General features: G+C 63.8%; 27 protein-coding genes and 4 tRNA genes. 8 read left to right on the top strand and 23 right to left on the bottom strand.

Annotated features, from left to right (window positions below):
• Positions 1-9: 9 nt before the first annotated feature.
• The 9 genes from nusG to M0639_RS08475 all read right to left on the bottom strand — a co-directional run bounded on the left by nusG (position 10) and on the right by M0639_RS08475 (position 3578).
• Positions 10-846 (bottom strand): transcription termination/antitermination protein NusG, encoded by an 837-nt coding sequence (gene nusG, locus M0639_RS08515; protein WP_003942049.1) that lies wholly within the window; start codon positions 844-846, stop codon positions 10-12.
• Positions 847-930: 84 nt separating this feature from the next.
• Positions 931-1434 carry a preprotein translocase subunit SecE gene (gene secE / locus M0639_RS08510; RefSeq protein ID WP_003942030.1) on the bottom strand — a complete coding sequence of 168 codons (504 nt, stop codon included), beginning with the start codon at positions 1432-1434 and terminating at the stop codon, positions 931-933.
• 31 nt (positions 1435-1465) lie between these two features.
• Positions 1466-1538 (bottom strand) — tRNA-Trp (locus M0639_RS08505).
• Between the two features lie 173 nt (positions 1539-1711).
• Entirely contained in the window at positions 1712-2137 is a 426-nt protein-coding gene (gene hadB, locus M0639_RS08500; RefSeq protein WP_047268906.1) for a (3R)-hydroxyacyl-ACP dehydratase subunit HadB, read from the bottom strand.
• Positions 2124-2678, bottom strand: coding sequence for a (3R)-hydroxyacyl-ACP dehydratase subunit HadA (gene hadA / locus M0639_RS08495; RefSeq protein WP_019744315.1), 555 nt, complete (start codon positions 2676-2678; stop codon positions 2124-2126). The genes hadB and hadA overlap by 14 nt, the downstream gene beginning before the upstream one ends.
• An 86-nt stretch (positions 2679-2764) precedes the next feature.
• On the bottom strand, positions 2765-2932 hold the full coding sequence (rpmG, locus tag M0639_RS08490) for a 50S ribosomal protein L33 (protein WP_003941903.1): 168 nt from the start codon (positions 2930-2932) through the stop codon (positions 2765-2767).
• 61 nt (positions 2933-2993) lie between these two features.
• Positions 2994-3066 (bottom strand) — tRNA-Met (locus M0639_RS08485).
• Positions 3067-3111: 45 nt separating this feature from the next.
• A tRNA-Thr gene (locus M0639_RS08480) sits at positions 3112-3184 on the bottom strand.
• Positions 3185-3495: 311 nt separating this feature from the next.
• Positions 3496-3578 (bottom strand) — tRNA-Tyr (locus tag M0639_RS08475).
• A 224-nt stretch (positions 3579-3802) separates the two neighbouring features.
• Between M0639_RS08475 and M0639_RS08470 the strand changes: the two genes are divergently transcribed.
• Complete coding sequence (locus M0639_RS08470; protein WP_003941854.1) at positions 3803-4294, top strand: YajQ family cyclic di-GMP-binding protein; 492 nt, start codon at positions 3803-3805, stop codon at positions 4292-4294.
• A 71-nt stretch (positions 4295-4365) separates the two neighbouring features.
• On the opposite strand, the gene htpX is transcribed toward M0639_RS08470, so the two are convergent.
• Both htpX and M0639_RS08460 read right to left on the bottom strand, forming a co-directional pair.
• A complete protein-coding gene (htpX, locus tag M0639_RS08465; protein ID WP_029254860.1) occupies positions 4366-5229 on the bottom strand; it encodes a zinc metalloprotease HtpX in 864 nt (287 codons plus the stop codon).
• Between the two features lie 153 nt (positions 5230-5382).
• The gene (locus M0639_RS08460; protein ID WP_037129929.1) at positions 5383-6432 is read right to left on the bottom strand and encodes a polyprenyl synthetase family protein; all 1050 of its coding nucleotides are present in this window, start codon (positions 6430-6432) and stop codon (positions 5383-5385) included.
• Positions 6433-6536: 104 nt separating this feature from the next.
• On the opposite strand from M0639_RS08460, the gene M0639_RS08455 reads away from it, so the two are divergent.
• Positions 6537-7799, top strand: coding sequence for a geranylgeranyl reductase family protein (locus M0639_RS08455; protein ID WP_371714619.1), 1263 nt, complete (start codon positions 6537-6539; stop codon positions 7797-7799).
• Between the two features lie 55 nt (positions 7800-7854).
• Here M0639_RS08455 and M0639_RS08450 read toward each other — a convergent pair whose 3' ends face one another.
• From M0639_RS08450 to menD, 4 genes are all read right to left on the bottom strand, one after another.
• The gene (locus M0639_RS08450; protein WP_003941879.1) at positions 7855-8553 is read right to left on the bottom strand and encodes a demethylmenaquinone methyltransferase; all 699 of its coding nucleotides are present in this window, start codon (positions 8551-8553) and stop codon (positions 7855-7857) included.
• Positions 8554-8590: 37 nt separating this feature from the next.
• Positions 8591-9736 carry a glycosyltransferase family 4 protein gene (locus M0639_RS08445; RefSeq protein ID WP_197486158.1) on the bottom strand — a complete coding sequence of 382 codons (1146 nt, stop codon included), beginning with the start codon at positions 9734-9736 and terminating at the stop codon, positions 8591-8593.
• A gap of 68 nt (positions 9737-9804) precedes the next feature.
• Positions 9805-10248 (bottom strand): DUF3592 domain-containing protein, encoded by a 444-nt coding sequence (locus M0639_RS08440; RefSeq protein ID WP_007728471.1) that lies wholly within the window; start codon positions 10246-10248, stop codon positions 9805-9807.
• Positions 10245-11858 carry a 2-succinyl-5-enolpyruvyl-6-hydroxy-3-cyclohexene-1-carboxylic-acid synthase gene (menD, locus tag M0639_RS08435; RefSeq protein ID WP_058038142.1) on the bottom strand — a complete coding sequence of 538 codons (1614 nt, stop codon included), beginning with the start codon at positions 11856-11858 and terminating at the stop codon, positions 10245-10247. The genes M0639_RS08440 and menD overlap by 4 nt, the downstream gene beginning before the upstream one ends.
• Before the next feature lie 68 nt (positions 11859-11926).
• Here menD and M0639_RS08430 point away from each other — a divergent pair, with 68 nt between their 5' ends.
• Positions 11927-12529: a flavin reductase family protein gene (locus tag M0639_RS08430; RefSeq protein WP_039972961.1), complete on the top strand. Its 603-nt coding sequence runs from the start codon at positions 11927-11929 to the stop codon at positions 12527-12529.
• 58 nt (positions 12530-12587) lie between these two features.
• Entirely contained in the window at positions 12588-13415 is an 828-nt protein-coding gene (locus M0639_RS08425; protein WP_064074187.1) for a siderophore-interacting protein, read from the top strand.
• A 66-nt stretch (positions 13416-13481) separates the two neighbouring features.
• On the opposite strand, the gene M0639_RS08420 is transcribed toward M0639_RS08425, so the two are convergent.
• The 3 genes from M0639_RS08420 to M0639_RS08410 are packed head-to-tail and all read right to left on the bottom strand — an operon-like array spanning position 13482 to position 15618.
• Positions 13482-13928 carry a DUF6918 family protein gene (locus tag M0639_RS08420; protein ID WP_003941973.1) on the bottom strand — a complete coding sequence of 149 codons (447 nt, stop codon included), beginning with the start codon at positions 13926-13928 and terminating at the stop codon, positions 13482-13484.
• 48 nt (positions 13929-13976) lie between these two features.
• A complete protein-coding gene (locus M0639_RS08415; protein WP_063314757.1) occupies positions 13977-14972 on the bottom strand; it encodes an o-succinylbenzoate synthase in 996 nt (331 codons plus the stop codon).
• A 1-nt stretch (position 14973) separates the two neighbouring features.
• Complete coding sequence (locus tag M0639_RS08410) at positions 14974-15618, bottom strand: PaaI family thioesterase (RefSeq protein WP_037129937.1); 645 nt, start codon at positions 15616-15618, stop codon at positions 14974-14976.
• An 83-nt stretch (positions 15619-15701) separates the two neighbouring features.
• On the opposite strand from M0639_RS08410, the gene M0639_RS08405 reads away from it, so the two are divergent.
• Positions 15702-16595 (top strand): 1,4-dihydroxy-2-naphthoyl-CoA synthase, encoded by an 894-nt coding sequence (locus M0639_RS08405; RefSeq protein WP_024487301.1) that lies wholly within the window; start codon positions 15702-15704, stop codon positions 16593-16595.
• 28 nt (positions 16596-16623) lie between these two features.
• Positions 16624-17013, top strand: a complete 390-nt coding sequence (locus tag M0639_RS08400) for a VOC family protein (RefSeq protein WP_003941917.1) — start codon at positions 16624-16626, stop codon at positions 17011-17013.
• 97 nt (positions 17014-17110) lie between these two features.
• Here M0639_RS08400 and M0639_RS08395 read toward each other — a convergent pair whose 3' ends face one another.
• Genes M0639_RS08395 through M0639_RS08375 form a run of 5 tightly spaced genes read right to left on the bottom strand, consistent with a single transcriptional unit; the run spans position 17111 to position 22707 of the window.
• Positions 17111-17470, bottom strand: a complete 360-nt coding sequence (locus tag M0639_RS08395; protein WP_003942018.1) for a hypothetical protein — start codon at positions 17468-17470, stop codon at positions 17111-17113.
• Between the two features lie 2 nt (positions 17471-17472).
• The gene (locus tag M0639_RS08390; protein ID WP_003941866.1) at positions 17473-18231 is read right to left on the bottom strand and encodes an ABC transporter ATP-binding protein; all 759 of its coding nucleotides are present in this window, start codon (positions 18229-18231) and stop codon (positions 17473-17475) included.
• The gene (locus M0639_RS08385) at positions 18228-18971 is read right to left on the bottom strand and encodes an ABC transporter ATP-binding protein (protein WP_003942056.1); all 744 of its coding nucleotides are present in this window, start codon (positions 18969-18971) and stop codon (positions 18228-18230) included. The genes M0639_RS08390 and M0639_RS08385 overlap by 4 nt, the downstream gene beginning before the upstream one ends.
• On the bottom strand, positions 18964-21222 hold the full coding sequence (locus M0639_RS08380) for an ABC transporter permease (RefSeq protein ID WP_064074188.1): 2259 nt from the start codon (positions 21220-21222) through the stop codon (positions 18964-18966). Before M0639_RS08380 ends, M0639_RS08385 begins: the two co-directional genes overlap by 8 nt.
• A 60-nt stretch (positions 21223-21282) precedes the next feature.
• Complete coding sequence (locus M0639_RS08375) at positions 21283-22707, bottom strand: ABC transporter substrate-binding protein (protein WP_063314760.1); 1425 nt, start codon at positions 22705-22707, stop codon at positions 21283-21285.
• A gap of 284 nt (positions 22708-22991) precedes the next feature.
• Here M0639_RS08375 and M0639_RS08370 point away from each other — a divergent pair, with 284 nt between their 5' ends.
• Positions 22992-24191, top strand: coding sequence for an inorganic phosphate transporter (locus M0639_RS08370; protein ID WP_063314761.1), 1200 nt, complete (start codon positions 22992-22994; stop codon positions 24189-24191).
• Between the two features lie 15 nt (positions 24192-24206).
• Positions 24207-24470 (top strand): hypothetical protein, encoded by a 264-nt coding sequence (locus M0639_RS08365; protein ID WP_003942079.1) that lies wholly within the window; start codon positions 24207-24209, stop codon positions 24468-24470.
• The last annotated feature ends 50 nt before the right edge of the window (positions 24471-24520 follow it).

Raw genomic sequence — 24520 nt, 5'->3', positions numbered from 1 at the left:
TTGGGGTGGTCAGATCTTCGCGACCTGGTTGAAGTTGAGCTCAACCGGGGTTTCACGACCGAAGATCGACACGAGAACCTTGAGCTTCTGCTGCTCGCCGTTGACCTCGCTGATGCTGGCCGGAAGGGTTGCGAACGGGCCGTCCATGACGGTGACCGACTCGCCGACCTCGAAGTCGACCTCGATGAGGGGCTTGCCGAAGGACTCGGACGGTGCCTCGCCTGCTGCGACGGCGGCCGCTGCAGCCTGCTGCTTCTTCTGCTCCTGCTGCGGGAGCAGGAACTTGACGACCTCGTTGAGGGTCAGCGGCGAGGGACGCGACGTGGCACCGACAAAACCGGTGACACCAGGCGTGTTGCGCACGGCGCCCCACGACTCGTCGTTGAGCTCCATGCGAACGAGGATGTATCCGGGCAGAACCTTGCGGTTGACCTGCTTGCGCTGGCCGTTCTTGATCTCGGTGACCTCTTCGGTGGGAACTTCCACCTGGAAGATGTAGTCGCCGACATCGAGGTTCTGAACGCGAGTCTCGAGGTTGGTCTTGACCTTGTTCTCGTAACCGGCGTACGAGTGGATGACGTACCAGTCACCCGGGGCGCGGCGCAGCGCAGCCTTGAGTTCGGCAACGGGATCCTCGACCTCGAGCTCGGCGGCGGGAGCGGCCTCGTCGGAGTTCTCGGCATCGTCGGAGATGACGTCCTCGGTCGCTGCAGCGTCTGCATCAGTGCCTTCGGCAACGTCTGCATCGGTGCCTTCGGCAACCACGACGTCTACTTCGGCTGCCGCCTCGGCAGAAACACGCTCTTCGGCCAAAGCCTCATTCGTGTCGTTCTCGGGGGTGCTCACTGGGGCACTCGCTTCCTCTCGTTACTCGGACCCGGGTCGGGTCTTGTCGCGCTCGCAGGCAAAGACGCCCGACTGCTACGGCGATCAGCCGAACAGCCAGGTGACACCCTTGATCACAGCGATATCGACGCCGCTGATGAAAGCGACCATGAAGACCACGAACGTCAGCACGACGCTGGTGTAGGTGATCATCTGCTTGCGGTTCGGCCAGATGACCTTACGGAGTTCTGCGATGACCTCGCGGAAGAATTTGCGCAGGCGCTTGAAGATGTTGTCCTTCTTCGCCTTGGGCTTCTTACCGGGGTTCGTTGCAGTCGGCTTGGCCGAAGATGTCCGGGATGCCGTCCGGGCCGGAGTCTTCACGGTGGACGCGCTGACCGAGGCGCCGCGTGCAGCGCGCTTGCCGGTCGGCTTGTTGGAAACCCCACTGGATGCGGAGGGAGCCTTCTCGGCACCGTCCTTGTCCAACGAAAGATCGGAACGCGTAGTCGCGTCAGCTGCAGTGTCGTCGACACCGGTCGAATCGGCAGACGGTGAAGTCTCCGCATCCGAAGTGTCGGCGTCGCGCTTGGCGCGCTCCTCGCTCACGTCGTTCCTCTCAGTCGCTGGCATCCGGGGGCAGGGGCGACAGGACTTGAACCTGCAACCTGCGGTTTTGGAGACCGCTGCTCTGCCAGTTGAGCTACGCCCCTTTGGTTGACCTCGACAGGTAGACCCTGCCTGAATCAACCGTTCTGCGATCACACAACATACGCGCTACCCGAGGTGAATGTCTTGCAACATTCAGGGCAGCGCGCAGCGCTGAGGAATCCCAGAAATCTCAGTGTACTTCAAAGCCCCGGAACAAACACAATCCGCCCTGCGATCAGGCTAGACGGACCGTGGCAGTGGCACGACCGAAGATCTTCTTACCTTCGGACTTGGCCACAATTGCCAGTACTGCGGTCTTGCTTTCTTCGTCGACCGACTTCACCTTGGCGGTGAACTCGATCTCGGCAGCCTTGTCGGCTGCCACGATCACCGGGCTCGTGAACCGTACGTTGTACTCGGTCACTGCGCCCGGATCTCCCAGCCATTCGGTGACGTAGCCGGCACCGATGCCCATGGAGAGCATGCCGTGCGCGACGACGTCCGGCAAGCCGGCAAGTCGTGCGACCTCGTCACTGAAGTGAATCGGATTGGGATCTCCCGAAACACCCGCGTAGTTGGCGAGGTTTCCACGCGTCAGGGTGACGGACTTCTCGGGGAGAAGTTCGCCGACACTCACGTCGGAAAATTTACGAAGCGACATGCATCATCACGTCCTTGACTGCGTGGGCGATGTTCTCGTCCACTTCCCCACCCGTTCGAGCAACAAGCGTCGTCCACGTGGTGACGACTGCTTCGTCGTTCTGATCGGTGATGATGTTCTTGGTCACGATGATGTCGCTACCTGCGGCCTGCCTGAACGAATCCAGGAAGACGTCGCAGAAGAGTCGGTCACCGACCTGCATGGGCTTGTGCAGCACCAAGCGCTGATCGGTCTGAAGAATCTGACTCAAGTCGTAGCCTGTGACGATCTCTTCGAACAGACGTCGCTGAGCAATGGCACCCACGATGGCGACGAACGTGATGGGAGCGATCAGGCCGTCGTATCCGAGGCCCTTGGCTGCCGACTCGTCGTAGTGCGCGGGATGGGCGTCCTGGACGGCGCGAGCGAACTCGCGCACCTTCTCGCGTCCGACCTCGTAGAAGTCTTCGACACGATAGTGGTGACCGACCATCTGGACGGCATGAGCGGCCGGGTCCGTAGGGACCTCGGCCGCTGCCTGGTTCTCTTGCAAATCTGTCACGCGGTGAGACTCTCTTCTAGCTAGGACCCGAAGACGCAGGCCCAGAGAGGGTCTTCCGCGAAAATCGTCGTCCTGTTAAGGACTTACTACTTCGACTCGCGATGCGACTGGTGGGTTCCGCAGTTGGGGCAGAACTTCTTGAGCTCCAGGCGATCGGGGTCGTTGCGCCGATTCTTCTTGGTGATGTAGTTGCGGTGCTTGCATACCTCGCAGGCCAAGGTGATCTTGGGCCGAACGTCGGTCGAGGAGGCCACGGGATGCCTTCTTTCGGGTGTATCTGATTACGAGCAATCAGGGTGGATCATGCATATTGTGTAGCGGTGACCGGACTTGAACCGGCGACGCAACGATTATGAGTCGTTTGCTCTACCAACTGAGCTACACCGCCTCGGTGTCGAGTGTCGCGCGGAAAGCACGGCACCACAATCCAGCGAGCCCCCTAACGGAATCGAACCGTTGACCTTTTCCTTACCATGGAAACGCTCTACCGACTGAGCTAAGGGGGCGTGGCTCAGGAGCGCGTTGCCGCTCTCTTGAAGCCTCCGAAAGATTACACACGAACGAGCGCCAGCACCAAATCCGCTGGTCATCGGGGCAAAAATGGTGCCGGAGCCCATTGTTGCACCGATCGGGGCCGCTGGCGAGGGCTTTGCGGGAACCAACTTGACCCCGCACTCCCCCGAAGGCATCCCCAGAAGCACTCCCGAGGCCCCTGAGCCGCAGCCGACGCCGGCGTCACCAACGCCCACCCGACCTCGGAACAAGCACAAAAAAGTCAGCCCCGACTCTCGTAAAGAGAATCGGGGCTGACTTGGTGTGGCAGATGTAGGATTCGAACCTACGTAGGCATAAGCCGACGGATTTACAGTCCGCTCCCATTGGCCGCTCGGGCAATCTGCCGTGCTTGCACCAGGCTTCGATCCGGCGCATTCGCAAGTATATCGCGACGTGCGGCGGCCGAAAACGGCTTCCTCGGTGCGGTGAGAAGAATACAACGAACACACCCCCATTTTGCAAACCGGGTGGTAACGGGCGGTGCCGACCCGATAACGTCGAGGTGTCCACCGGTATGGAAGGTGGGCGGAACTCGATGTTCGTGAACTACCGGAAAGCGGGAGTGTGAAGTGGCTGATTCGTCCTTCGACGTGGTGAGCAAGGTTGACCGTCAAGAGGTGGACAACGCCCTGCATCAGGCTGCCAAGGAGTTGACCACGCGTTTCGACTTCCGAAACACGGGAGCGTCGATCGAGTGGTCTGGTGAAGAGACGATCACGTTGAACGCCGACACCGAGGAGCGACTGCTGGCCGCCCTCGACGTGTTCAAGGAGAAGTTGATCCGTCGCGACATCTCGCTGAAGGCATTCGATGCCGGCGAGCCGGCGCAGTCCGGAAAGATCTACAAGCTGTCCGGAACCTTGGTCCAGGGCATCAGCAGCGAGAACGCGAAGAAGATCACCAAGAAGATTCGCGACGAGGGCCCCAAGGGCGTCAAGGCGCAGATCCAGGGTGAGGAACTTCGTGTGAGCAGCAAGAAGCGCGACGACCTCCAGGGCGTCATCTCCCTGCTCAAGGGTGAGGACTTCGGGATCGCCCTGCAGTTCGTGAACTACCGGTAGTAGGGGCTGCGCCCCTGTGCGCCTTTTTGGTAGTTCCGACGACCAGAAAGGCTCACAGGGGCCGAAGGCCCCTACATCCCCGCCATCTTCTCCAAACGCTCGATCCGGTCCGCCATGGGCGGATGCGTCGAGAACAGCTTGCTGACCTTGTCCCCCGCTCTGAAGGGGTTGGCGATCATCAGGTGGGACTGCGCCGCGAGCTTGGGCTCAGGCGGCAACGGCGCGGCTGCGACGCCAGACTCGAGCTTGCGCAGCGCCGACGCCAACGCCAGCGGGTCACCGGTGAGCTCGGCTCCTGATTGATCCGCCTGGTACTCGCGAGAGCGCGAGACGGCCAGCTTGACCACGGTTGCCGCGATCGGTCCCAGCAGGGAGACGAGCAGCAGCGCGATCGGATTGCTTCCCTGCCCGTTCCCTCGGCCGCCGAAGATGCTCGCGTACATCGCGAAGTTGGCCAGGCCAGAGATGACGCTGGCCATCGCGCCGGCCACGGACGAGATCAAAATGTCCCGGTTGTAGACGTGGGAGAGTTCGTGCCCGAGCACGGCACGCAGTTCGCGTTCGTTCAGGATCTGCATGATGCCGCTGGTCACGCACACCGCGGCGTGCCGAGGGCTACGACCGGTGGCAAACGCGTTCGGGGCGTTCGTGGGGCTGATGTACAGCCTGGGCATCGGTTGGTGCGCCGTCGTGGCGAGTTCGCGCACGATCCGGTAGATCGCCGGTGCCTCGACCTCGGTGATGGGCTGGGCGCGCATCGATCGAAGCGCCAGCTTGTCGCTGTTGAAGTACACGTAGGCATTCATGCCGACGGCAAACAGAACGGATCCCCACAGAAGGAACGGGCTGTTGAACAGCGAGCCGATGAAGACGATCAGCGCCGACATCCCCACCAACAAGCCGAATGTCTTCGCACCGTTCGCGTAGCCGTGCAAACCGCTCACCTCTTGCCTCGCTGGAGCCGAAGGCTCACCCGAACTCCCCGGTGTATGCACCGGTTCTGTTCAGTCAACGAAGGACAGGGTCATCAGGGTTCCCACCCAGTGACTGTCGGGGTTTCCACCCGGTAGCCCCGATTCGCCGAGGTGTCAGCCGACTCGTTCGATCGTGTAATCGACGAGACGCACGAGCGCTTCGTTGGCCGGTCCCTGCGGGAGCTCAGCCAACTGAGCTTTCGCCGCGACGGCATACTCGCCCAGCTTTGCCTTCGCCTTGACCATGCCCGGCGAACGCTCGAGCAGTTCGAGAGCTTCTTCTACCAGGGCATCTTCGGTAACCGGGCCCGCGAGCAGCTCCCGCAGGCGATCTGCGTCGGCCCCTTCTTCGCGGAACGCGTACAGGACGGGCAGGGTGTGGACACCCTCGCGCAGGTCGGTGCCCGGAGTCTTGCCGGACTGCGCCGAGACGGACGAGATGTCGATGATGTCGTCGGAGATCTGGAACGCGGTGCCGACGGCGTCACCCAGGCGCTCGAGGCGCTCGATGTGAGCTGCGTCGGCGCCGGAGAAGGTGCCGCCGAAGCGTCCCGAAGCAGCGATCAGCGAACCGGTCTTCTCCCACACGACCTTGAGGTAGTGCTCGACCGGATCCTGCTCCTTCTTGACACCGATCGTCTCGCGCATCTGGCCGGTGACCAGTTCGGCGAATGTTTCGGCGATGATCCGAACGGCCTCGGGTCCGAGCGTCGACACCAGTCGTGATGCGTGCGCGAACAGATAGTCGCCGGCCAGGATCGCCACACTGTTTCCCCAGCGGGCGTTGGCGCTGGGTGCTCCGCGCCGCATGGACGCCTCGTCCATGACGTCGTCGTGATAGAGCGTCGCCAGGTGAACGAGTTCGGTGACAGTCGCTGCGGTGATGATCGACGGATCGTTCGGCACCGGTCCGAGTTGCGCGGTCAGGATCGTGAACAACGGACGGAAGCGCTTTCCACCAGCTCGCGCGAGATGCAGCGCGGCCTCGGTGAGGAAGTCTTCTCCGTCGGACAGCTCGCTGACCAACAACTCCTCGACATCGGAGAGTCCACCACGCACTACTGCGGCGAGCTGTTCGTCGCCCAGGTCGATGCCTGCAACGACGGTGCTCGATGCGGTTGCGTCGGCAGCAGTCTTTTCGGTGCTCACGATGTCAGTACCCATTCCTGTCGTCAGTGACGGCTCGGTTCCCACGGTAGTGAACCTAGCGGTTCGCACTCGGGACGGCCTCGCCACGGTGGCGATCGCGAGCCTGGGAAGATGTGAGTGTGTCCGTAGAAGAGCAGTCCCCCGTCGTCGATTCGCTTCCGAACGAAACCGACATTGTGGTCATCGGCGCAGGTCCCGCGGGTTCTTCGGCCGCGGCGTGGGCCGCCCGCAGCGGCCGAGACGTCGTGCTGGTGGACGCTGCCGTCTTCCCGCGAGACAAGACTTGTGGTGATGGACTCACTCCGCGCGCCGTGGCCGAACTGGATCTCCTCGGCCTCGGCGAGTGGGTTCGGTCACACACGACGAACAAGGGACTACGGTTGTCCGGCTTCGGACAAGAACTCGAACTCGAGTGGCCGGGGACGTCGTTCCCGCCGATCGGCAGCGCCATCCCCCGGACCGAACTCGACGACGCCATTCGCCGGTGCGCCGTCGAATCGGGCGCGGTCATGGTCGAGGGCACCAAGGCCGTCGACGTCGAACTCGACGGTGATCGAGTAGCCGCCGTCGTACTCGCCGGCCCCTCGGGACGCAGCACTCTTCGTTGCCGGACGCTGATCATCGCCGACGGCGTTCGCTCGACGCTCGGCAAGAAGCTGGGACGGCAGTGGCACCGGGACACCGCGTACGGCGTCGCGGCACGCGCGTATGTCGCGACGCCGCGCAGCGCCGACCCGTGGATCACCTCGCATCTGGAACTGCGGGACACCGAGGGCACGTTGCAGGCGGGGTACGGCTGGATCTTCCCGCTCGGCACCGGCGAGGTGAACATCGGCGTCGGGACACTGGCGACGTCCAAGCGCCCGGCTCCAGGTGCCCTGCGACCCTTGCTCGACCTCTACACCGATCAGCGCCGAAGCGAGTGGCAGTGGAGCAGCGAAATACATTCCGTCGCTTCGGCTTTGCTACCCATGGGTGGAGCAGTTTCCAACATCGCCGGACGCAACTGGGCCGTGATCGGCGACGCCGCAGCGTGCGTGAACCCGCTCAACGGTGAGGGCATCGACTACGGCCTCGAAGGCGGACGTCTGGTGGTCGAACAGCTCGGCGCCGACGACCTCACGGAGCTGTGGCCGACCGTGCTTCGGGAGCATTACGGGCAGGCATTCTCGGTCGCGCGCCGGCTCGCAGGCCTGCTGACGGTTCCGCAATTCCTGCCCGCCTCGGGCCCGATTGCGATGCGCTCACGGGCACTGATGACGGTCGCCGTTCGGGTGATGGGGAACCTCGTCACCGACGCCGACGCCGATCTGACGGCGAGGGCATGGCGTGCGTCGGGGGCCGCGTCGAGAAAGATCGACTCCCGACCGCTGTTCGGTTGAGCAAGTGCTGTGCGCCTTTATTAACCGCCGGGGGTTGATAAAGGCGCACAGCAGTTCAGGCAGTGGCGTAATGCAGCGCCACGATGCCGCCGGTGAGGTTGCGCCACTTGACGTTCTTCCACCCGGCAGCCTCGATCTTGCGGGCCAGCTCTTCCTGGGTCGGCCAGGCACGGATCGATTCGGCGAGGTAGACGTAGGCGTCGGGGTTGCTGCTGACGGTGCGTGCGACCTGCGGGAGCGCCTTCATCAGGTACTCCATGTAGACCGTGCGGAAGGGCCCGAAAACGGGCGTCGAGAACTCGCTGACGACGAGACGTCCGCCCGGCTTGGTGACGCGGGCGATCTCACGCAGTCCGGCTTCGAAGTCGGAGACGTTGCGCAGGCCGAAGGAAATCGTCGCGGCGTCGAACACGTTGTCGGCATAGGGCAGGTACATCGCGTCACCTGCGACCATCGGAACTTTGCGCGAGATTCCGGCCTTGAGCATGCCCTTGGAGAAGTCGGTGGCGACGCACCAGGCACCGGAGCGCCCCAGTTCGACGGTCGAGACTCCGGTTCCGGCGGCGAGGTCGAGTACCTTCTCGCCCGGCTTGAGGTCGAGGGCTTCGCGGGTGGCCTTGCGCCAACCCTTGTCCTGGCCGAAGGACAGCACGGTGTTGGTGAGGTCGTATCGCTCCGCGACGTCGTCGAACATCGACGCGACTTCGTGCGGTTGCTTCTCGAGAGTTGCTCGGGTTCCGTGTGTAGTGGCCACACCCGAAACGCTACCAACCCTCGAGCAGGGAGGGCGTTCAGGCTGCTCTGGCACCCGTTCGCCGCCCGAGGCCCTGCACGTCCTCGTAGTGACGGAGCAACTCTTCGCAGATTGCCGGCCAGGTCCGGTGCAGCACCGAGCGCCTCGCCGCGGAGCCGAACTGCACCCGCAGATCACGCTGACGAAGTGCGTCCACGGCGCTTGGCAGGAGTTCGGTGAACCTGTCCGTCGGCAGGAGGTAGCCGTTGCGGCAATGCGAGATCAGGTCACGCGGTCCGCCGGCGTCCGGTCCGACGACAGGCACACCGCTCGCGAGGGCTTCCTGGACCGCCTGGCAGAAGGTCTCGTGCTCGCCGGGGTGAACGAATACGTCCAGGCTCGCATAGGCGTCGGCCAGCGCGGTACCGCCGAGTTGTCCGGTGAAGATCGCGTCCGGCATCAGTCGTCGTAGGTTCTCGCGGTCCGGGCCGTCTCCGACGACGACGATCTGCACACTGGGATCGCCGGCCAGGGCCGCCAATCGTTCGACGTGCTTTTCGGGCGCGAGGCGACCGACGAAGCCGACCACCAACCGGTCGCTGTCACCGATCCAGGACTGCCGCAACGCCGAACTACGACGCGAAGGCGCGAATCGTTGTGCGTCGACGCCGCGGGCCCATCGGTGCACGCGCGGAATGCCGTGCTCTTCGAGGGCGTCGACTGCCGACGTGGAGGGCGCGAGTGTCCTGTTGCAGCTCTTGTGGATTCGACGGGTCCACGCCCATGCGGCGCGACTGGTGACGCCGAGACCGTAGCTTTCGGCAAATCCGGCGACGTCGGTCTGGTAGACCGCGACGGTCGGGATCCCGAGCCGCTTCGCGACGGCCACTCCCCCGGCGCCGAGCAGGAACGGTGACGCCAGATGGACGACGTCGGGCGCGAAGGTCCGCACGGCCGTGGTCAATCGTGGTTGCGGCAGGCCGACGGGAAGTGAACTGACTTTGGGCACCATGACGGCTGGCACCCGAACCACCTGAACGCCTTCGTGTTCGGTGGCGGCAGAGGTGTCGGATCCGACAGTGTCCGGCGCAATGACCATGGCGTCGTGGCCAGTGCGATCGAGGTGTTCGAGCACGCGTAGTACCGAGTTGGTGACGCCGTTCATGTTGGGCAGGAATGACTCCGCAACGATGGCTACTCTCACACCGAGAACGGTGACAGGGCCAGGAAAAGTCCACGTCATGTTCGTGTGAAGTTCGGGCGAAGCGCGAACTAACTCGAGGCGACCGGCGCCGAACTTGCCGCCTGCGCTTCCCGCTTACGCAGGTACCAGATCGACGGTCCAGCCAGGAGCCACGTCACGACGATCACCGATCCTGCCGGGATCAGCGCCACCGTCGCGTTGCGTCCCGCTACCCGGACCAAATCAGGGTCGGCTTTGGAGTACTCCACCTCGATGCGTTGTCCCACAGTCAGATTGGTGGGGTAGAGCACGCCGAGTTCAGGGTTGTGGTTGGCGCCGTCCGGTGTCACGAAGCTGATCGCCGAACGTAGCGAGCCTGCCGAGAGCACCTCGGCAGTTGCGGTCCCCATGTTCGATTCGATGGTCCGATCGTTGCGCCAGGCACCGAGAACCAGGATCACCGCGAGCACGGAAATGCCGACCGCAACCACCAGTACGCCGATGCGGAGACGACGCAGAACCGTTTGCGTCACAGCTGTGCCCGCACGGAAGCGTGGAGTTCGCGCAGCCCACTGCGATCCGTCGCGACCTCGAGCACACGAATGCCGTTGGCCGGTTGCGCCAGCGTCGTTGCCAGGGCGTCGACGGTGACCGCTGCGTGCGGCACGCGGTAGGCCGCGCACAGCGCAGCGAGGTCCATGCCGTGTGGTGTTCCGAACACTCGCTCGAAGACGCCGGCGTACTGCGGGTCGCCTTGTTCGAGGAGCTCGAAGATACCGCCGCCGTCGTCGTTGGCGACGACGATGGTGAGGTCGCTCGGCCTCGGCTCACCGGTCCCGATCAGCAGCCCGGAAGCGTCGTGCAGGAAGGTCAGGTCGCCCATGAGAGCGACGGTCCGGCCACCGTCGTACGCCAACGCAGCACCGACCGCCGCCGAGACGGTGCCGTCGATACCTGCGACGCCACGATTCGACAGCACCCGCACGGCGGGCTTGGGGTAGCTCACGAGTGCCGCGTCGCGAACAGGGTTGGATGCGCCGAGCAGAAGCTGGTCGCCGTCCGCGAGAGCATCCATCACAGCAGCGGCCACGTGCAGGCCGGTGGCCTTGGGGTGGGCGTCGAGTTGCTTGCGGACGGCAGTTTCGGCGTGTTCGGTCAGCGCGGCGCATCGAGCGATCCAGGCGGGATCGGGAGTCCCGGTGACCACTGCTCTGGTTCCGGTGGCGAGTACGTTGCCGGATACGTCCGGCCAGCGCGGCCCGGTAGTCAGCGCGTAGACGTCGACGCCCGGGTCGGCCAGCACCTTCGAGACCTGACGATGCAACGTCGGGCGGCCGGTGATGATCGCCTGCTTGGGCTTGAGTTGCGATAGCGCGAGTGGATGCAGTGCGATCCCGTGCATCGGAGCCGTCGGCTCGGCCACGGTCGGCAGGCCGGCCAGCTCAGGCCGAAGTGCGCTGCCGTGTCCGGAAATGACCACCGTATCTGCGGTGAGATCCAGATCGACGGGAACGTCGAGCGTCGCATTCTGGGTGGTGGTCCAGGCCGCACCGCCGGGACGGCCCTCCGGGACCGGTCCCTGCACGTGCACGTCCGGCACCAGCGGCTCACGAAGTGGAATGTCGAAATGCACCGGACCCGCATTTCCGGATCGGGTTCCGCGGGCAGCGGCGAGGACCCGGCATACCGCCGAGCGCCACTGGCTGTTCTGCGTCGAATCGTCCTCCGCCAGGCCCAGGCTGATGGTTGCGCGGACTTGACTGCCGAAGAGCCCGAGTTGCTCGACGGTCTGGTTGGCGCCGGTGCCGAGCATCTCGTACGGCCGGTTGGCGCTCAGGACCACCAGCGGCACTCGCGCGTAGTTGGCCTCGAGGACAGCAGGTCCGAGATTCGCGACGGCGGTCCCGGAAGTCATCACGATGGGGACCGGTCGTTTCCCGGCGATTGCCAGTCCGAGTGCCAGAAAGCCTGCTGTCCGCTCGTCGATCCGCATGTGCAGACGCAACCGGCCGTCGAGGTCGGCGGCCTGGAGGGCGAATGCGAGGGGCGCGTTGCGAGAGCCTGGACACAGCACGACTTCACGCACGCCACCACGAACCAGTTCGTCGACGACGGCTGTGGCTTGTGCAGTGGACGGATTCACGCCTTCAAGAGTGTCAGATGTTCGGGCGCAAGCATGCCCAGGGGCGGGGACAGCGGCATTATGTGTGGGTGCGCACACTCTTCGATCCAGCCGAGCTCGAACCCCGCCGGTTCTATCAGTTACTCACCGCTTCGGTGGTCCCCCGGCCGATTGCCTGGGTGTCCACCCTGTCGGCGGACGGCGTCGGCAATCTGGCTCCGTACAGCTTTTTCACCGTGGCAAGTTCGGCGCCGCCGATCGTGCAGTTCACGTCGGTCGGACGCAAGGACAGTCTGCGCAACATCGAAGCGACCGGCGAATTCGTGATCAACCTGGCGACTGCCAGGCTTGCCGACGTGGTGAACCAGAGTTCCGCCTTCTACGACGCCGAGGCCGACGAGTTTCTCGAGTTGAACATCCGTAGCGAGCCGAGCGAGCGGGTTCGCCCCGTACGGGTCGCCGACTCCCCGATCGCCATCGAATGCACGCTCCACCAGGTCATCGAGGTCGGCAATTCATTTGTCGTGATGGGAAATGTGGTGGCGGTCGCAGTACGTCCCGAGGCTGTCGCCGACGACGGCCTACCGGACTTCGCGGCAATCGCACCGATGAGCCGACTTGGCCGAGCGCAGTGGGGTCTTCCTCCCGAAGTCGTCGAAAAGGACAGACCCACCACTCCACAGCGACCGTAAATCAGGTTAGGGTTACCTGATTAGGTACGAGGAACAGATAATCAGGGAGCAACCAGTCATGGCCAAGCGCGCCAAGTTCGTGAAACCGGCCTCACGCAGCATCGTGTCGGCGCAGGTCGTGGCGAACAAACGAATCAGCCCCAGCTTCATCCGGGTGACCATTGCCGGCGAAGAGCTGTCCACCATCGCTCCGATGGGTGCCGATCAGTGGTTCCGCATGTTCATCCCGCAGGTCAGCCAGAGTGAACTCCGGTTGCCGAGCGCGGCCAGCAATCTCTGGTATGCGCAGTACCTGTTGATGTCCAAGGACACGCGACCCGTCGTGCGCAACTACACGATTCGCGCCTACCGTGCTGCCGGATCCGGTCTCTTCGGCGAGACCACGGAGATCGACATCGACTTCGCTTATCACGGCGACATCGGCCCGGCATCCGCGTGGGCGGACACCGCGTCGGCCGGCGACGAGGTCGCCCTCTTGGACGAAGGCTGCATCTACAACCCCACACCCGAGGCCAAGTGGCAACTGCTCGTCGGCGACGAGAGTGCACTTCCCGCGATCATCGGCATTCTGGAATCCGCGCCCGCAGACCTGCGTGCCGAGGTCTTCGTCGAGATTCCGAACATCGAAGACAAGCAAGACATTCCGGAGTTGGCGAACGTCAACGTGCATTGGCTCGTTCGCGAGGACGAACACGCGACGCCGGGTGTTCTGACCCTCGAGACCGTCCGCGCCGCCGAACTGCCCGAGGGGCCGTCGTACACCTTTGTCGCCGGCGAACAGGCACTCACCACCGGGCTGCGTCGGCACCTCGTGAACGACCGGAAGTTCGCCAAAACCGACATCACCTTCACCGGCTTCTGGCGCCACGGACATTCGGCTCACTGACAAACGCACCGAAAACGACGAGTGGCCCGAGAGAAACTCCCGGGCCACTCGTCGTTTTACGTTCGCTTATGCAGCGTGCTTCTGGATCACATCGCCCAGACGCGGCAGAGCTGCAGTCACATGCTTCTTCGCCGAACCGCGCAGCTTCGAGTACATCGACTTGACGACGGCCTTGTCGCTGCCCTCGATACGCTCGTCCGTCACCTCGAGGAGGGAATCGGCAACCGCGTCACCGCGGGCGCTGATGAAATCGGCGAAGCTGCCTTCGCCGGAAGCCGAGAATTCCTGCCAGTACGGCTCGAGCTTTGCCACGAAAGCCGGCAGAAGCGCGGTGACGGCGTCCGGCACGATGGACGGGCTCACCTTCTTGACCGCGCCGTAGCCACCCTTGAGAGCCAGCCCTGAGGCCCCCGACTTATCCGAAACCTCTGCGTCGATCAAGGTCTGCACGTCCGCGACGACCGCGGGAACCCGTGATTCCTCGAGCAGGGTTTCGTTCAGAGCTGCAACCACTTTCGATCCCTTCATTCTTCACTGATGTTCATCAGGTCGCGCCCGAGACTATACGAAATTCGGCTGGTCCCTACTGCCGAGTATCCGATGGCAGCGCCGAGCCCTCTCCAACCACCAGTCGCGCCGGTCCGCGGGCGCGGCCAGCGTCTCGAGCAGAACCGGATCAGGCTCGACGGCACCCACCGACAAAGCACCGTCGACAGCTGCCCCGGTGACCGCGACATCCCGGACGAACAGGCCGCCGGTACCGAGTCCGCAGGCAAACGGAAGGGTGGGCAAGGCTGCCGCGGCCGCCAGTCCCGCGGACATCCCCACAGCCGTGTCCAGAGCGCTCGAGACCACCACCGGCACCCCGTAGTCCGCCAGCTGCGCCGACAGCGCCACCACAGCACGCATTCCGCCCAGCGGCGGCACCTTCACGACGGCGACGTCCGCTCCCCCCGCTCGTACGACGCGCAGCGGGTCCTCGGCACGGCGAATGCTCTCGTCGGCAGCGATCCGCACACCGGTCCCCGCGGCGCGGACCCTGACCAGTTCCTCGACGCTTGCACAAGGCTGCTCGGCGTATTCGAGTTCACCGTCATCGGTGATCGCTCGCAAGGCCGTGATCGCCTCGTCCACGCTCCACCCGCCGTTGGCGTCGACGCGCACGTTCGGGATGTGCCGACGCACCTCGTTCACCCGGGCGACGTCCTGCGCCAGCGACTGTCCCTTCTCGGCGACCTTGACCTTGGCGGTCCGGGCCCCGGGGAAGCGCTCCAGCAATTCCGGAACGGCAGACGCGTCGATCGCCGGCACGGTCGCGTTGACGGGAACTGCGTCACGAAGCGCAGGCGGCGGACCCAGCCACGCCGCTTCGATACCCGCGAGCAGCCACTGCGACGCCTCTTCGTCGTCGTACTCGACGAACGGGGCGAATTCTCCCCACCCGGCCGGGCCGCGAACGAGCAGGGCCTCACGAGTCGTGATGCCGCGAAAGCGAACTCGCATCGGCAGCGCGAGAACCACGGCGTCCGCGATCAGATCGTCGAACGAGGGGAACATGTCAGGGCTGTCCCGGAAGCAGTTCGATCATGAGCGCCTCACCGTCGGCGAGGAGCTTGCCGTCGAGATCGGTCAGGCGCGCGCTGACAAAAGTCTTGCGACCCTCGACCCGATCCACCTGCCCCTCGATCACCAGTTGTTGATTGAGCGGAGTGATCGCGCGGTAATTGATGTGGAGGTAGCCGGTGCGGGAGATCGGACGGCCACCCGCGTGGACCGTCATCCCGAAGACGTCGTCGAACAGCAAGGGCAGGACACCGCCGTGAGCGGCGCCGTTGCCGCCCAGGTGGTAGCGACGGAAGACGCCGGTACTGCGGACTCCTTCGGTGTCGAACTTCTCGACCATCCACGGGAGCATGAGGAGGCTGCCGCGTCCGGGCAGTTGGATGTTCGAGCCCGCGGGCGACTTGCCTTCCGGGACCTCGTACGGAGTCAACCGATCGGCAAGCTCCTCGGCTTGCGTAGCGATGTCTGCGAGTACGTCGTCGGGAACATTGGTCGAGACGGCAAGGTCCTGCAACCTGCGCATCGCTTCGACGAAGCGGCCGAAGTCCGGACCTGCGGGAGTGTGCCGGAACCGTGGAAATCCGCCCCGCTTCTCACCGTCTGTGACGATCTCCGTGCCGTCTGCGGTTTGTTCGCTCATGACCTGCACGTTAGCGCGCCCGGGAACGTGTTCTACCTCAGGTATCCGTTAGACGCGCGAGCCGTGCCTCTATCGTGGCTCAGGTGACCTTCAACCCGCAGCTCTGGCGCCCTGTCCCCGGATTCGAGAACCTCACCGACATCACCTACCACCGGCACGTCAGTCAAGGCACCGTTCGCGTCGCCTTCGACCGACCGGAAGTACGTAATGCGTTCCGCCCGCACACCGTCGACGAGTTGTACCGCGCGCTCGATCACGCCCGGATGACCTCCGACGTGGGAGCGGTGCTCCTGACCGGCAACGGACCCAGCGAGAAGGACGGCGGTTGGGCGTTCTGCTCCGGCGGAGACCAGCGCATCCGTGGTCGCAGCGGCTACCAGTACGCCGAAGGTGAAACGGCGGACACCGTCGACAAAGCACGCGCCGGGCGCCTGCACATCCTCGAGGTCCAGCGCTTGATCCGCTTCATGCCGAAGGTCGTGATCTGCCTGGTCAACGGCTGGGCTGCGGGCGGCGGCCACAGCCTGCACGTGGTGTGCGACCTGACGCTCGCCAGCCGCGAGCACGCACGGTTCAAGCAGACCGACGCCGACGTCGGAAGCTTCGACGGCGGCTACGGCAGCGCCTATCTGGCAAAGATGGTGGGCCAGAAGTTCGCTCGCGAGATCTTCTTCCTGGGTGAGACGTACACCGCCGAGGAAATGCATCAGATGGGCGCGGTCAACAAGGTTGTCGACCACGCGGAACTCGAAAACGTCGCGATCGACTGGGCCGGCAAGATCAACGGCAAGTCGCCGCAGGCACAGCGGATGCTCAAGTACGCGTTCAACCTGCAGGACGACGGGTTGGTCGGCCAGCAGCTGTTCGCCGGTGAGGCAACACGTTTGGCGTACATGACCGACGAGGCCGTCGAGGGTCGTGACTCGTTCCTCGAAAAGCGTGATCCCGACTGGTCACCATATCCCTGGTATTTCTGACACAGTAGGTGCGAGAGGGAGGTCGGACGTGGAGATTCTGAGCAGTCGGACGATTTTGCGCCCGAGCGAGTACGAACGAACGCTGAGCTTCTACCGAGACACCCTCGGTCTGGCGATCGCTCGTGAATATCCCGGCGGCACAGTCTTCTTCGCCGGCCAAGGGCTGATCGAAGTCGCTGCGCACGGCGGCACCGGCGAGGGCGGCTTTCGCGGCGCGATCTGGCTGCAGGTCCGGGACCTCACTGCCGTTCAGACCGAACTGGTTCTCGCCGGGGTCAAGATCGCGCGCGAGGCAAGACAGGAACCGTGGGGTCTACACGAGATGTGGATCGCCGACCCAGACGGGACACCGATCGTGATGGTGCAGATCCCGGAGGACCATCCGATCCGACGCGATTCCCGGCCACCGTCCGCGTAGTCGAGACACCGCTGTAGCCGAGACACAGCTGTAGCCGAGCAGTGACAGATGCCCGCCACGACTTTCGTGGCGGGCATCGTTCGGTTCTTCACAAAGATCAGTTGCGCGTGCTCAACGCCTGCGAGATCTGATCTGTCTGTGCCTGGCCCTCGAGCAGTTGGCGAACCAGCCACAGCCGCAGCACCTTTGCCACCGATGCGGCCAGGAAGAGAGCGGCACCGACCACTGTCAGGGCGAGGAAAACCACGGTGAGGATCTGGTACGACACCAGATCCCGCAGGTCCGAGAGCGTCAGCGAAGAGATGTAGACGACGAAGGCGCCGACCACTCCGACGACCATGAGCACCAGGCCCGCGATGCGCGTCGCCGCGTCGCCGCCTGCCTGCTTCTTGTCCAGCTTCAACTCTGCGATGTTCTTCTTGAATTCCTCACGGCGATCTTCGGCGAGAGTAGTCATCGTCATCCTCCTAGATAACTGGTAGAAAGTTCGTTTTCGATGTCGTGTGGATCGCCGGTCTTGACGACGCGTCCCTGCAACATCAATGCGGCCGAGGTCGCGATGGGCAGCACCGCTCGCGCGAACTGCTCGGCGACGAGAATGGAAATGCCTTCGGCTGCAAGCGAGCCGACGACGTCGTACATCTGCGAGACGATTCGAGGTGCGAGACCCATCGACAGCTCGTCGAGCAGGAGCACCGTCGGGTGAGTGCCGAGTGCCCGTGACAGCGCCAGCATCTGCTGCTCACCACCGGACATCGATCCGGCCAACTGTCCGCGCCGCTCCCCCAGGATCGGGAACCTGCCGTACGCAACCTCTTCGAGTTCGGCCAGCCCGACGCCCGTTCCGGTGGCGATCCACAGGTTTTCCCGCACAGTGAGGTTGGCGAAGATCCCGCGTCCTTCGGGGATGGAGCAGACCCCCAGCCGAGCCAACTCCGAAGGCTCGACTCCGTTCACGACCTGGCCCGCGAGCCGGAACTCGCCGCGGGTGACCGGAAGGACGCCCGAGCAGATCTTGAGCGTCGACGTCTTGCCGCCGCCGTTGGGTCCGAGCAGCGCCACCACGGCGCCCGGTTCCAGAATCAGGTCCACCCCGTGCAGAACTTCGATGGATCCGTAACCGGCGCGGACACCGGACAGTTCGAGCAACGGTTCGGCGCGGTCGGGGCTGCGTATACCCTCGTCGATTTTCGCCTCGCCAATTTTCGCTGAAGTCATACCGCCTCCTCCTCGGTCCCGATGTAGGCCGCGATCACTTCCGGATCCGTCCGGATCTTCTCCGGATCACCCGAGGCGAGGACTGCGCCGTAGTCGAGCACGTGGATGGTCGAGCACACTTTCATCACCAGCGGAATGTCGTGCTCCACCAGACAGATTCCGAGTCCACCCGCAGCAAGTTCGGTGAGCATCTCGGCAAAGACCTCGGTTTCCTGCTCGGTCTGACCCGAGGCCGGTTCGTCGAGCAGAAGCACTCGCGGGTCGGTCATGAGGGCTCGTGCAACTTCGACGACGCGAGCCCGTCCGGTGGGGATGTCCGCGACGTCCTTGTCCGCGACATCCGTGAGCCCGGTCAGCTCCAGCAGGCGATCGGTCTCGCCGTCCACGTCGATCTTGTTGCGGCCGTTCGCCTTGTGGATGTCTCCCGCGACGCGCAGGTTGTCTCGCACCGACAGCGAAACGAACAGTTCGAGCCGCTGGAAGGTACGTGCCAGCCCGCGCCCCGCCCGCTTGTGCGGCGGCAGCTTCGTCACGTCGACGCCACCGAGGAACACCTGACCGGAGGTGGGTTTCTGCAGCCCGGTGATGGTGTTGAAGAGCGTCGTCTTGCCGGCACCGTTCGGTCCGATGAGTCCTGTCACCGTTCCGGGTTGCACGGTGAGCGAAACGTCCTTGACCGCGACGTGTCCACCGAAACGAACGCTCACACCGCGCGTTTCGAGAAGTGGTGTATCAGACATGGACGGTCAACTCCTTCGGCGAGCCACCCTGGTACTGAGGAATCCCCAGTTCGCGGTCGATCTCGTCACGGATCTCGGGGCTGTAGGGGATATCGATCCCGATGTCCTCGGGAACGACTGTCGCTTTGGCGGCCAGTTCCTCCGGAGTGAGAACCGCGCTGGGCATGACCATCTCACCGATCACCGGCAGCATGAACACCACCGCGATCGTGATGGACGCGAACCACCAGTTGCCGAGTACACCGGTCAGAGCAAGGGCGTAGGTCAGCAGAACGACTGCGGCGCCGCCGATCAGAACAGGCTTGGCACCGGCGAGCCGTCGGTAGCCCTCGATCACGCTGTGGACCGTTCCGCTGGGGTTCGCGCCGACGCCGATGCCGATCAGTGCCGGGCTGACTGCCGCGATGTTGCCGAAGAGCAGCCACATTCCCTCCAACTCCGGTTGCGCCGAAGCCAGATTGGTGAACGAGACCATGATGACCGCAAACCCGATTCCGGCCATCAGTCCACCGAACAGGGCACCGGTGACGTATCCGATACCCGCGACGACGGTCAGCATGAGCAGCGAGAGGCTGACCATGATGGCAAAGCTCTCGCCCGAGACAGACCCCATGGCGCTCGACATCAGAATGCCGCCGAGACCGGCGATCCCCGAAGAGATCATGAAGACACTCAGCTTGAGCCGAACCAGGCTCTGTCCGAGCATGGCCGAACCGGCCGGGCTATCCTTCATCGCAGCGAGTCGGCGCCCGTAGCCGCTGTTACGCAACGCGATGACGCCGACGCCGAGTACCGAGAACAGCGCGGTCACGGTCATCAGGAACACCGTCTCGTTGCTCAGATCGAGCGGACCGATCTTCAGCGGAGGGAGGGCGATGTTCCCGTCCTTGAACAGCGAGTACTTCATGCCGAACATCTCGTGTTCGGTGGTGTCACGAAGAACCATGTTGGAGAGGAACACTCCGAAGGCCATGGTTGCCAGCGCGAGATACAGCCCTCTCAGCCGCAGCGCCGGTAGGGCGACGAGGCCACCGATGACTGCGGTGACGAGGACTCCGACGACGATGCCCCACAGGTTGAGGTGCGCAGCCAACCCGGAACCGGAGATCCCGAAATGGAAGGCCACGATGGTCGCGATAGCGCCGAAAGACACCGGCGCCAAGTTCAATTCACCCGCGTAGCCGGTGAGGAGTGTGAGCGAGAGCGCGATGATCGCGAACGTCATTCCGATGGTCAGTGTGGTGACGGCGGAGGTCACCATCAGCAGACGGATCAGGTAGACGATGACGATCAGTGCCACGCCCCAGACGACGGCCTTGCGCACGCTCGGCACGTGGTAACGCTCGCGAGTACGGGTGACCGCTCCACGCAACCGGTCCTGTGGGAGCACGATCAGCACCACGAACAGCGCGATCATCGGCAGGGAGACACGGAAATTCGACGTCCAACTCCAACTCGTCGGGAAGTACGCCAATACGTACGTACCGGCAAGCCCGAGGGCCACGGCGCCGACGAACGTGCGCGGAATGCTGCGCAACCGGCCGAACATGGCCGCGGCAAACGCGTCGATCACCAAGAGTGTCAACATGTTCGCCTCGAGTGTGCCGCCACTGATCGGGGTGATCAGGATGCCGGCCAGGACTGCGAGCGTCGAACCCATCGCCCAGGACAGGGCCGCAAGACGCTCCGGATTGTGGCCGTTGAGGCGCAACAGTTCCGGATCGTCGACGACGCCGCGCATCGCGACACCGGCGCGGGTGCGCGTGAACAGGATGCGCAGGCCGACGGCGATGGCGATCGCAACGAGGATGCAGATCAACTCGTGGTAGCGGATGCTCGCGCCGAACACCGTGATCTTGGACTGGTCGCCGAAGAACATCTGCATCGTCCGAGCGGTCTCGGGGTGCCAGAACCAGTGCGAGATCGAGAGCATTCCGAGCAGGATCGAGACCGTCACAACGATTTTGGTGACCTCGGCGGTATCGCGCAGACCCTTCATGATCAGGACGTAGAGGCCGAGGCCCATCAGTGGCCCGACCAGGACGAGTGAAATCAGCAAAGCGACGACGGTGGGAAGTTCCCAGCCGTAGCGCAACTGCCAGTAGATGAACGCACCGAGCATTGCCTGTGCACCGTGCGCGAAGTTGAAGATGCCTGACGTGTTGTACGTGAGTACCAGCCCGGAGGCGGCGATCGCGTACACCGACCCCAGGACCAGGCCCAGGATCGTGAAAGTGACAAAAGTGTTCATGGCTGAACCCTCGTTAGGGACTCGGGCGGCGGTTGGCGCTCGCCGCCCGAGTCGGAAGAATCAGGACTGCGGCTTGATGACGTTGGCGTTCTGGTACTTCGTCGACACGCGGTCAGCGCCGAGTTCGGTCCCCCAGGTGCTCTTGTCGGTCGCGACGAGGTACTTGGGGTCACACTTGAATTCGCCCGCGGTGGACGGGAACGCCTGCGCGTAGCTACTGCCCTTCAACGAGGTCATGAGTCCGCAGGTGGCCGGCATGTTCTTGCCGGGATCGGTGACGGCGTGCAATCCGCCGCCGTCCCACTCGTGAATGTTCGAGAGTTCGTTCACCATGCACTGACGCGTCAGATCGCTACCGCACTCGTCCGCGGCGGCCGCCCACAGCAGGAAGGACGACGCCGCCTGCATACCGAGGAGCGCGGTCTTGCCACCCTGCTCGGAGACCAGATCGACGTACTTCTTCACTGCGGGCACCTTGTCCGCGTTCTCGAGCATCTGGAAGGTCATGCCCGCGTTGAGGTTGTCGAGCAGTCCGGTGTCCTTGTTCCAATCGGAGACGGTCGCGCCGTACCAGGTGGCTTCACCGAAGAAGATGGGATCGATCCCGACCTGGTCGAGGGCCTTCACGAAGTTCAGCTCCGACGGGCTTGCCGATCGTGACGTCCAGATCCCCTTCGCGCCGCACTCCTTGTACTTCTCGGCGAACGGCACATAGCTCGATTCCCCCTCGTAGTTGAGTGTGACGCCGCAATCCTTGAGCTTGAAGCCCGCAGCCTCGGCGATCGAGCGAATCTTCGTGGTGGAGCTGATGATCGTGGGCATCGTGCTGTTGACGACGTCGAAGTCGTTCACCAGATCGGGGTGCATCTCGGCCATCTGGAACCACTGCGAACCGTTCGCGTAGTCGACCGGGAACGGGACACCCTGGAATGTCATCGGTCCGTTGGCTGCGTCGGGTGACACGGTGAAGCCTGGCACGGACACCAGGTTGCACGCGACACGCGTCTGCTCGGCGGTCTGATCCATCGCGAAGCCGTAGCCGACCATCATGAACTGGCTCGCGCACGCTTCCTGCATGACCGAGTTGGCCTGCGTCATCGCGGCGTCGTAGTCGGTACCGACAACCTTGCGGCCGTTGATGCCGCCCTGATCGTTGCACCAAGAGATGAGCGCGTTCACCGCATCGCTCATTTCCTTGTTCAGCCCAGGAGACTTCACATAACCGCGGTCGTCACCGAACCCGATCTTGATCTCGGTGTCGCTGACGCCTTGATCGGTTGCGCCGGTGGCGTCGCCTTCACCACAGGGCGAATCGAGGGTGCCGAACTTCGCGTCGGATGTGCTCGACGCAAGGTCGGCGCTGACGCCGGGTCCGCCGACAGCGACGGCGTAGGGATCGTCACCACGATTCGATGCGCAGGCTGACGCCAGAACGGCGGTCGCGGCGAGTGCCACGATCAGCTTCGTGGACTTGTTGGGCTTCACGGTCGGAGCTCTCCTTCTCACTGACAGACACCGAGAAACAGGGGTGAAACCCCTGTTCCGGTGCGCTCGGTGCCCGTAGGTAATCAGCGTTTAAAACGGTCCGAATGTGCCTTCCCGGTGAGTGAGACCAAAAAGTGAGGTCCCACACAGGGTTCCGATTTCGTGGCGCTGAACACATCGCGAACGGCAGCGCCGCAGCCCACGCGCGGGGACGTACTCCGCGGAGCCCCTGTTCGCATCCCGTTCGCTGTACTTTTACGCGTTCGATACGCACAATTCACGTTGTGACCGCAGAGCTCGTAATCCTCCTGGTGGTAGTTGTCACCGCCCTCGCGTTCGATTTCACGAATGGTTTTCACGACACCGGTAACGCAATGGCCACCTCCATCGCGACCGGAGCACTCAAGCCCAAAGTTGCGGTCACACTTTCCGCGATCCTGAACCTGGTCGGTGCGTTCCTGTCCGTCGAGGTCGCTGCGACCGTGGCCAAAGGCGTCGTCAACCTCGGCGCGGTCAGTGGGCAGGATCTGCTGCTGATCGTCTTCGCCGGTCTCGTCGGCGGAATCATCTGGAATCTGGCGACCTGGCTGCTCGGATTGCCGTCGAGCTCCTCACACGCACTGTTCGGCGGATTGATCGGCGCCGCAATCGCCTCCATCGGTATGGGCGGCGTCGAGTGGGGTGGAGTTCTGACCAAGGTCGTCGTCCCCGCGATCCTCGCGCCGGTCGTCGCGGCCCTGGTCGCAGGCGTCGGTACCAAGCTCGTGTACCGAATCACCGCATCCGTCAAGGAAGACGAGCGTGAGCGCGGTTTCCGTTTCGGCCAGATCGGCACCGCCTCATTGATCTCACTTGCGCACGGCACCAATGACGCCCAGAAGACTATGGGCGTCATCTTTTTGGCCCTGGTCGCTCACGGCACCATCACCGCCGAGACCGAGATGCCGTTCTGGGTGAAGTTCACCTGTGCCGTCGCGATCGCTCTCGGCACCTACCTGGGCGGTTGGCGCATCATCCGCACCCTGGGCAAGGGCCTTGTCGAGATCGCCGCGCCGCAGGGTCTGGCAGCCGAAGCGTCGTCCGCCGCCATCATTCTCACGTCGAGCCACCTCGGACTCCCCCTCTCGACCACCCACGTCGCCACCGGATCGATCCTCGGTACCGGCATCGGGCGCAAGGGCGCCGAGGTCCGCTGGGGCGTCGCAGGCCGGATGGCCGCCGCCTGGTTGATCACCTTGCCGTCGGCCGCAGTGGTCGGCGCCATCTGCTGGGCACTCGCGCATCTGATCGGCGGCCTGGCCGGCGTTCTCGTCGTCTTCGCTGCCCTCATCGCGTTCGCGATCTTCATGTACCTGCGTTCGCGTAAGGAACCCGTAGACGCCGCCAACGTGACCGCCGAATGGGACGACAATCCGGATGCGACGGCTCGCGAGATTCCGACTGCTGATCCCACTCCGTCCACCGAACCCACTCGCAACTCCTGAAAGGGGCGCAAGAGAATGCATCTACTCACCGATACCCTCGATTCGCTCTGGCAGGTAGTGGCAGTGGGACTGCTCTTCGGAGCCGGACTGCCGGCGATCTTCGCCTTCGGCCTCAAGTCGCTGAGTCTGCCGAACGCCGACGGCACCGAAGGACCGTCCACCCTGGGTAAAATGGGTGCGTACCTCTGTTTTGCGGTCGTGCTCGTCACGATCTTCGCCGGAATACTGTTGTTGATGAAGAACTTCTTGGCCAGCACGTTCGGAATCCACGTCTTCTGAGTGGTCGTCGCGGCACACCACTGAAACCACCGAAACGAAAATGAGGCCGA

Origin of the sequence: Rhodococcus qingshengii JCM 15477, assembly GCF_023221595.1 — a bacterium.
In the GTDB taxonomy this organism is placed as follows: Bacteria; Actinomycetota; Actinomycetes; order Mycobacteriales; family Mycobacteriaceae; genus Rhodococcus_F; species Rhodococcus_F qingshengii.
This window is presented reverse-complemented; position numbering and strand designations above follow the sequence as displayed.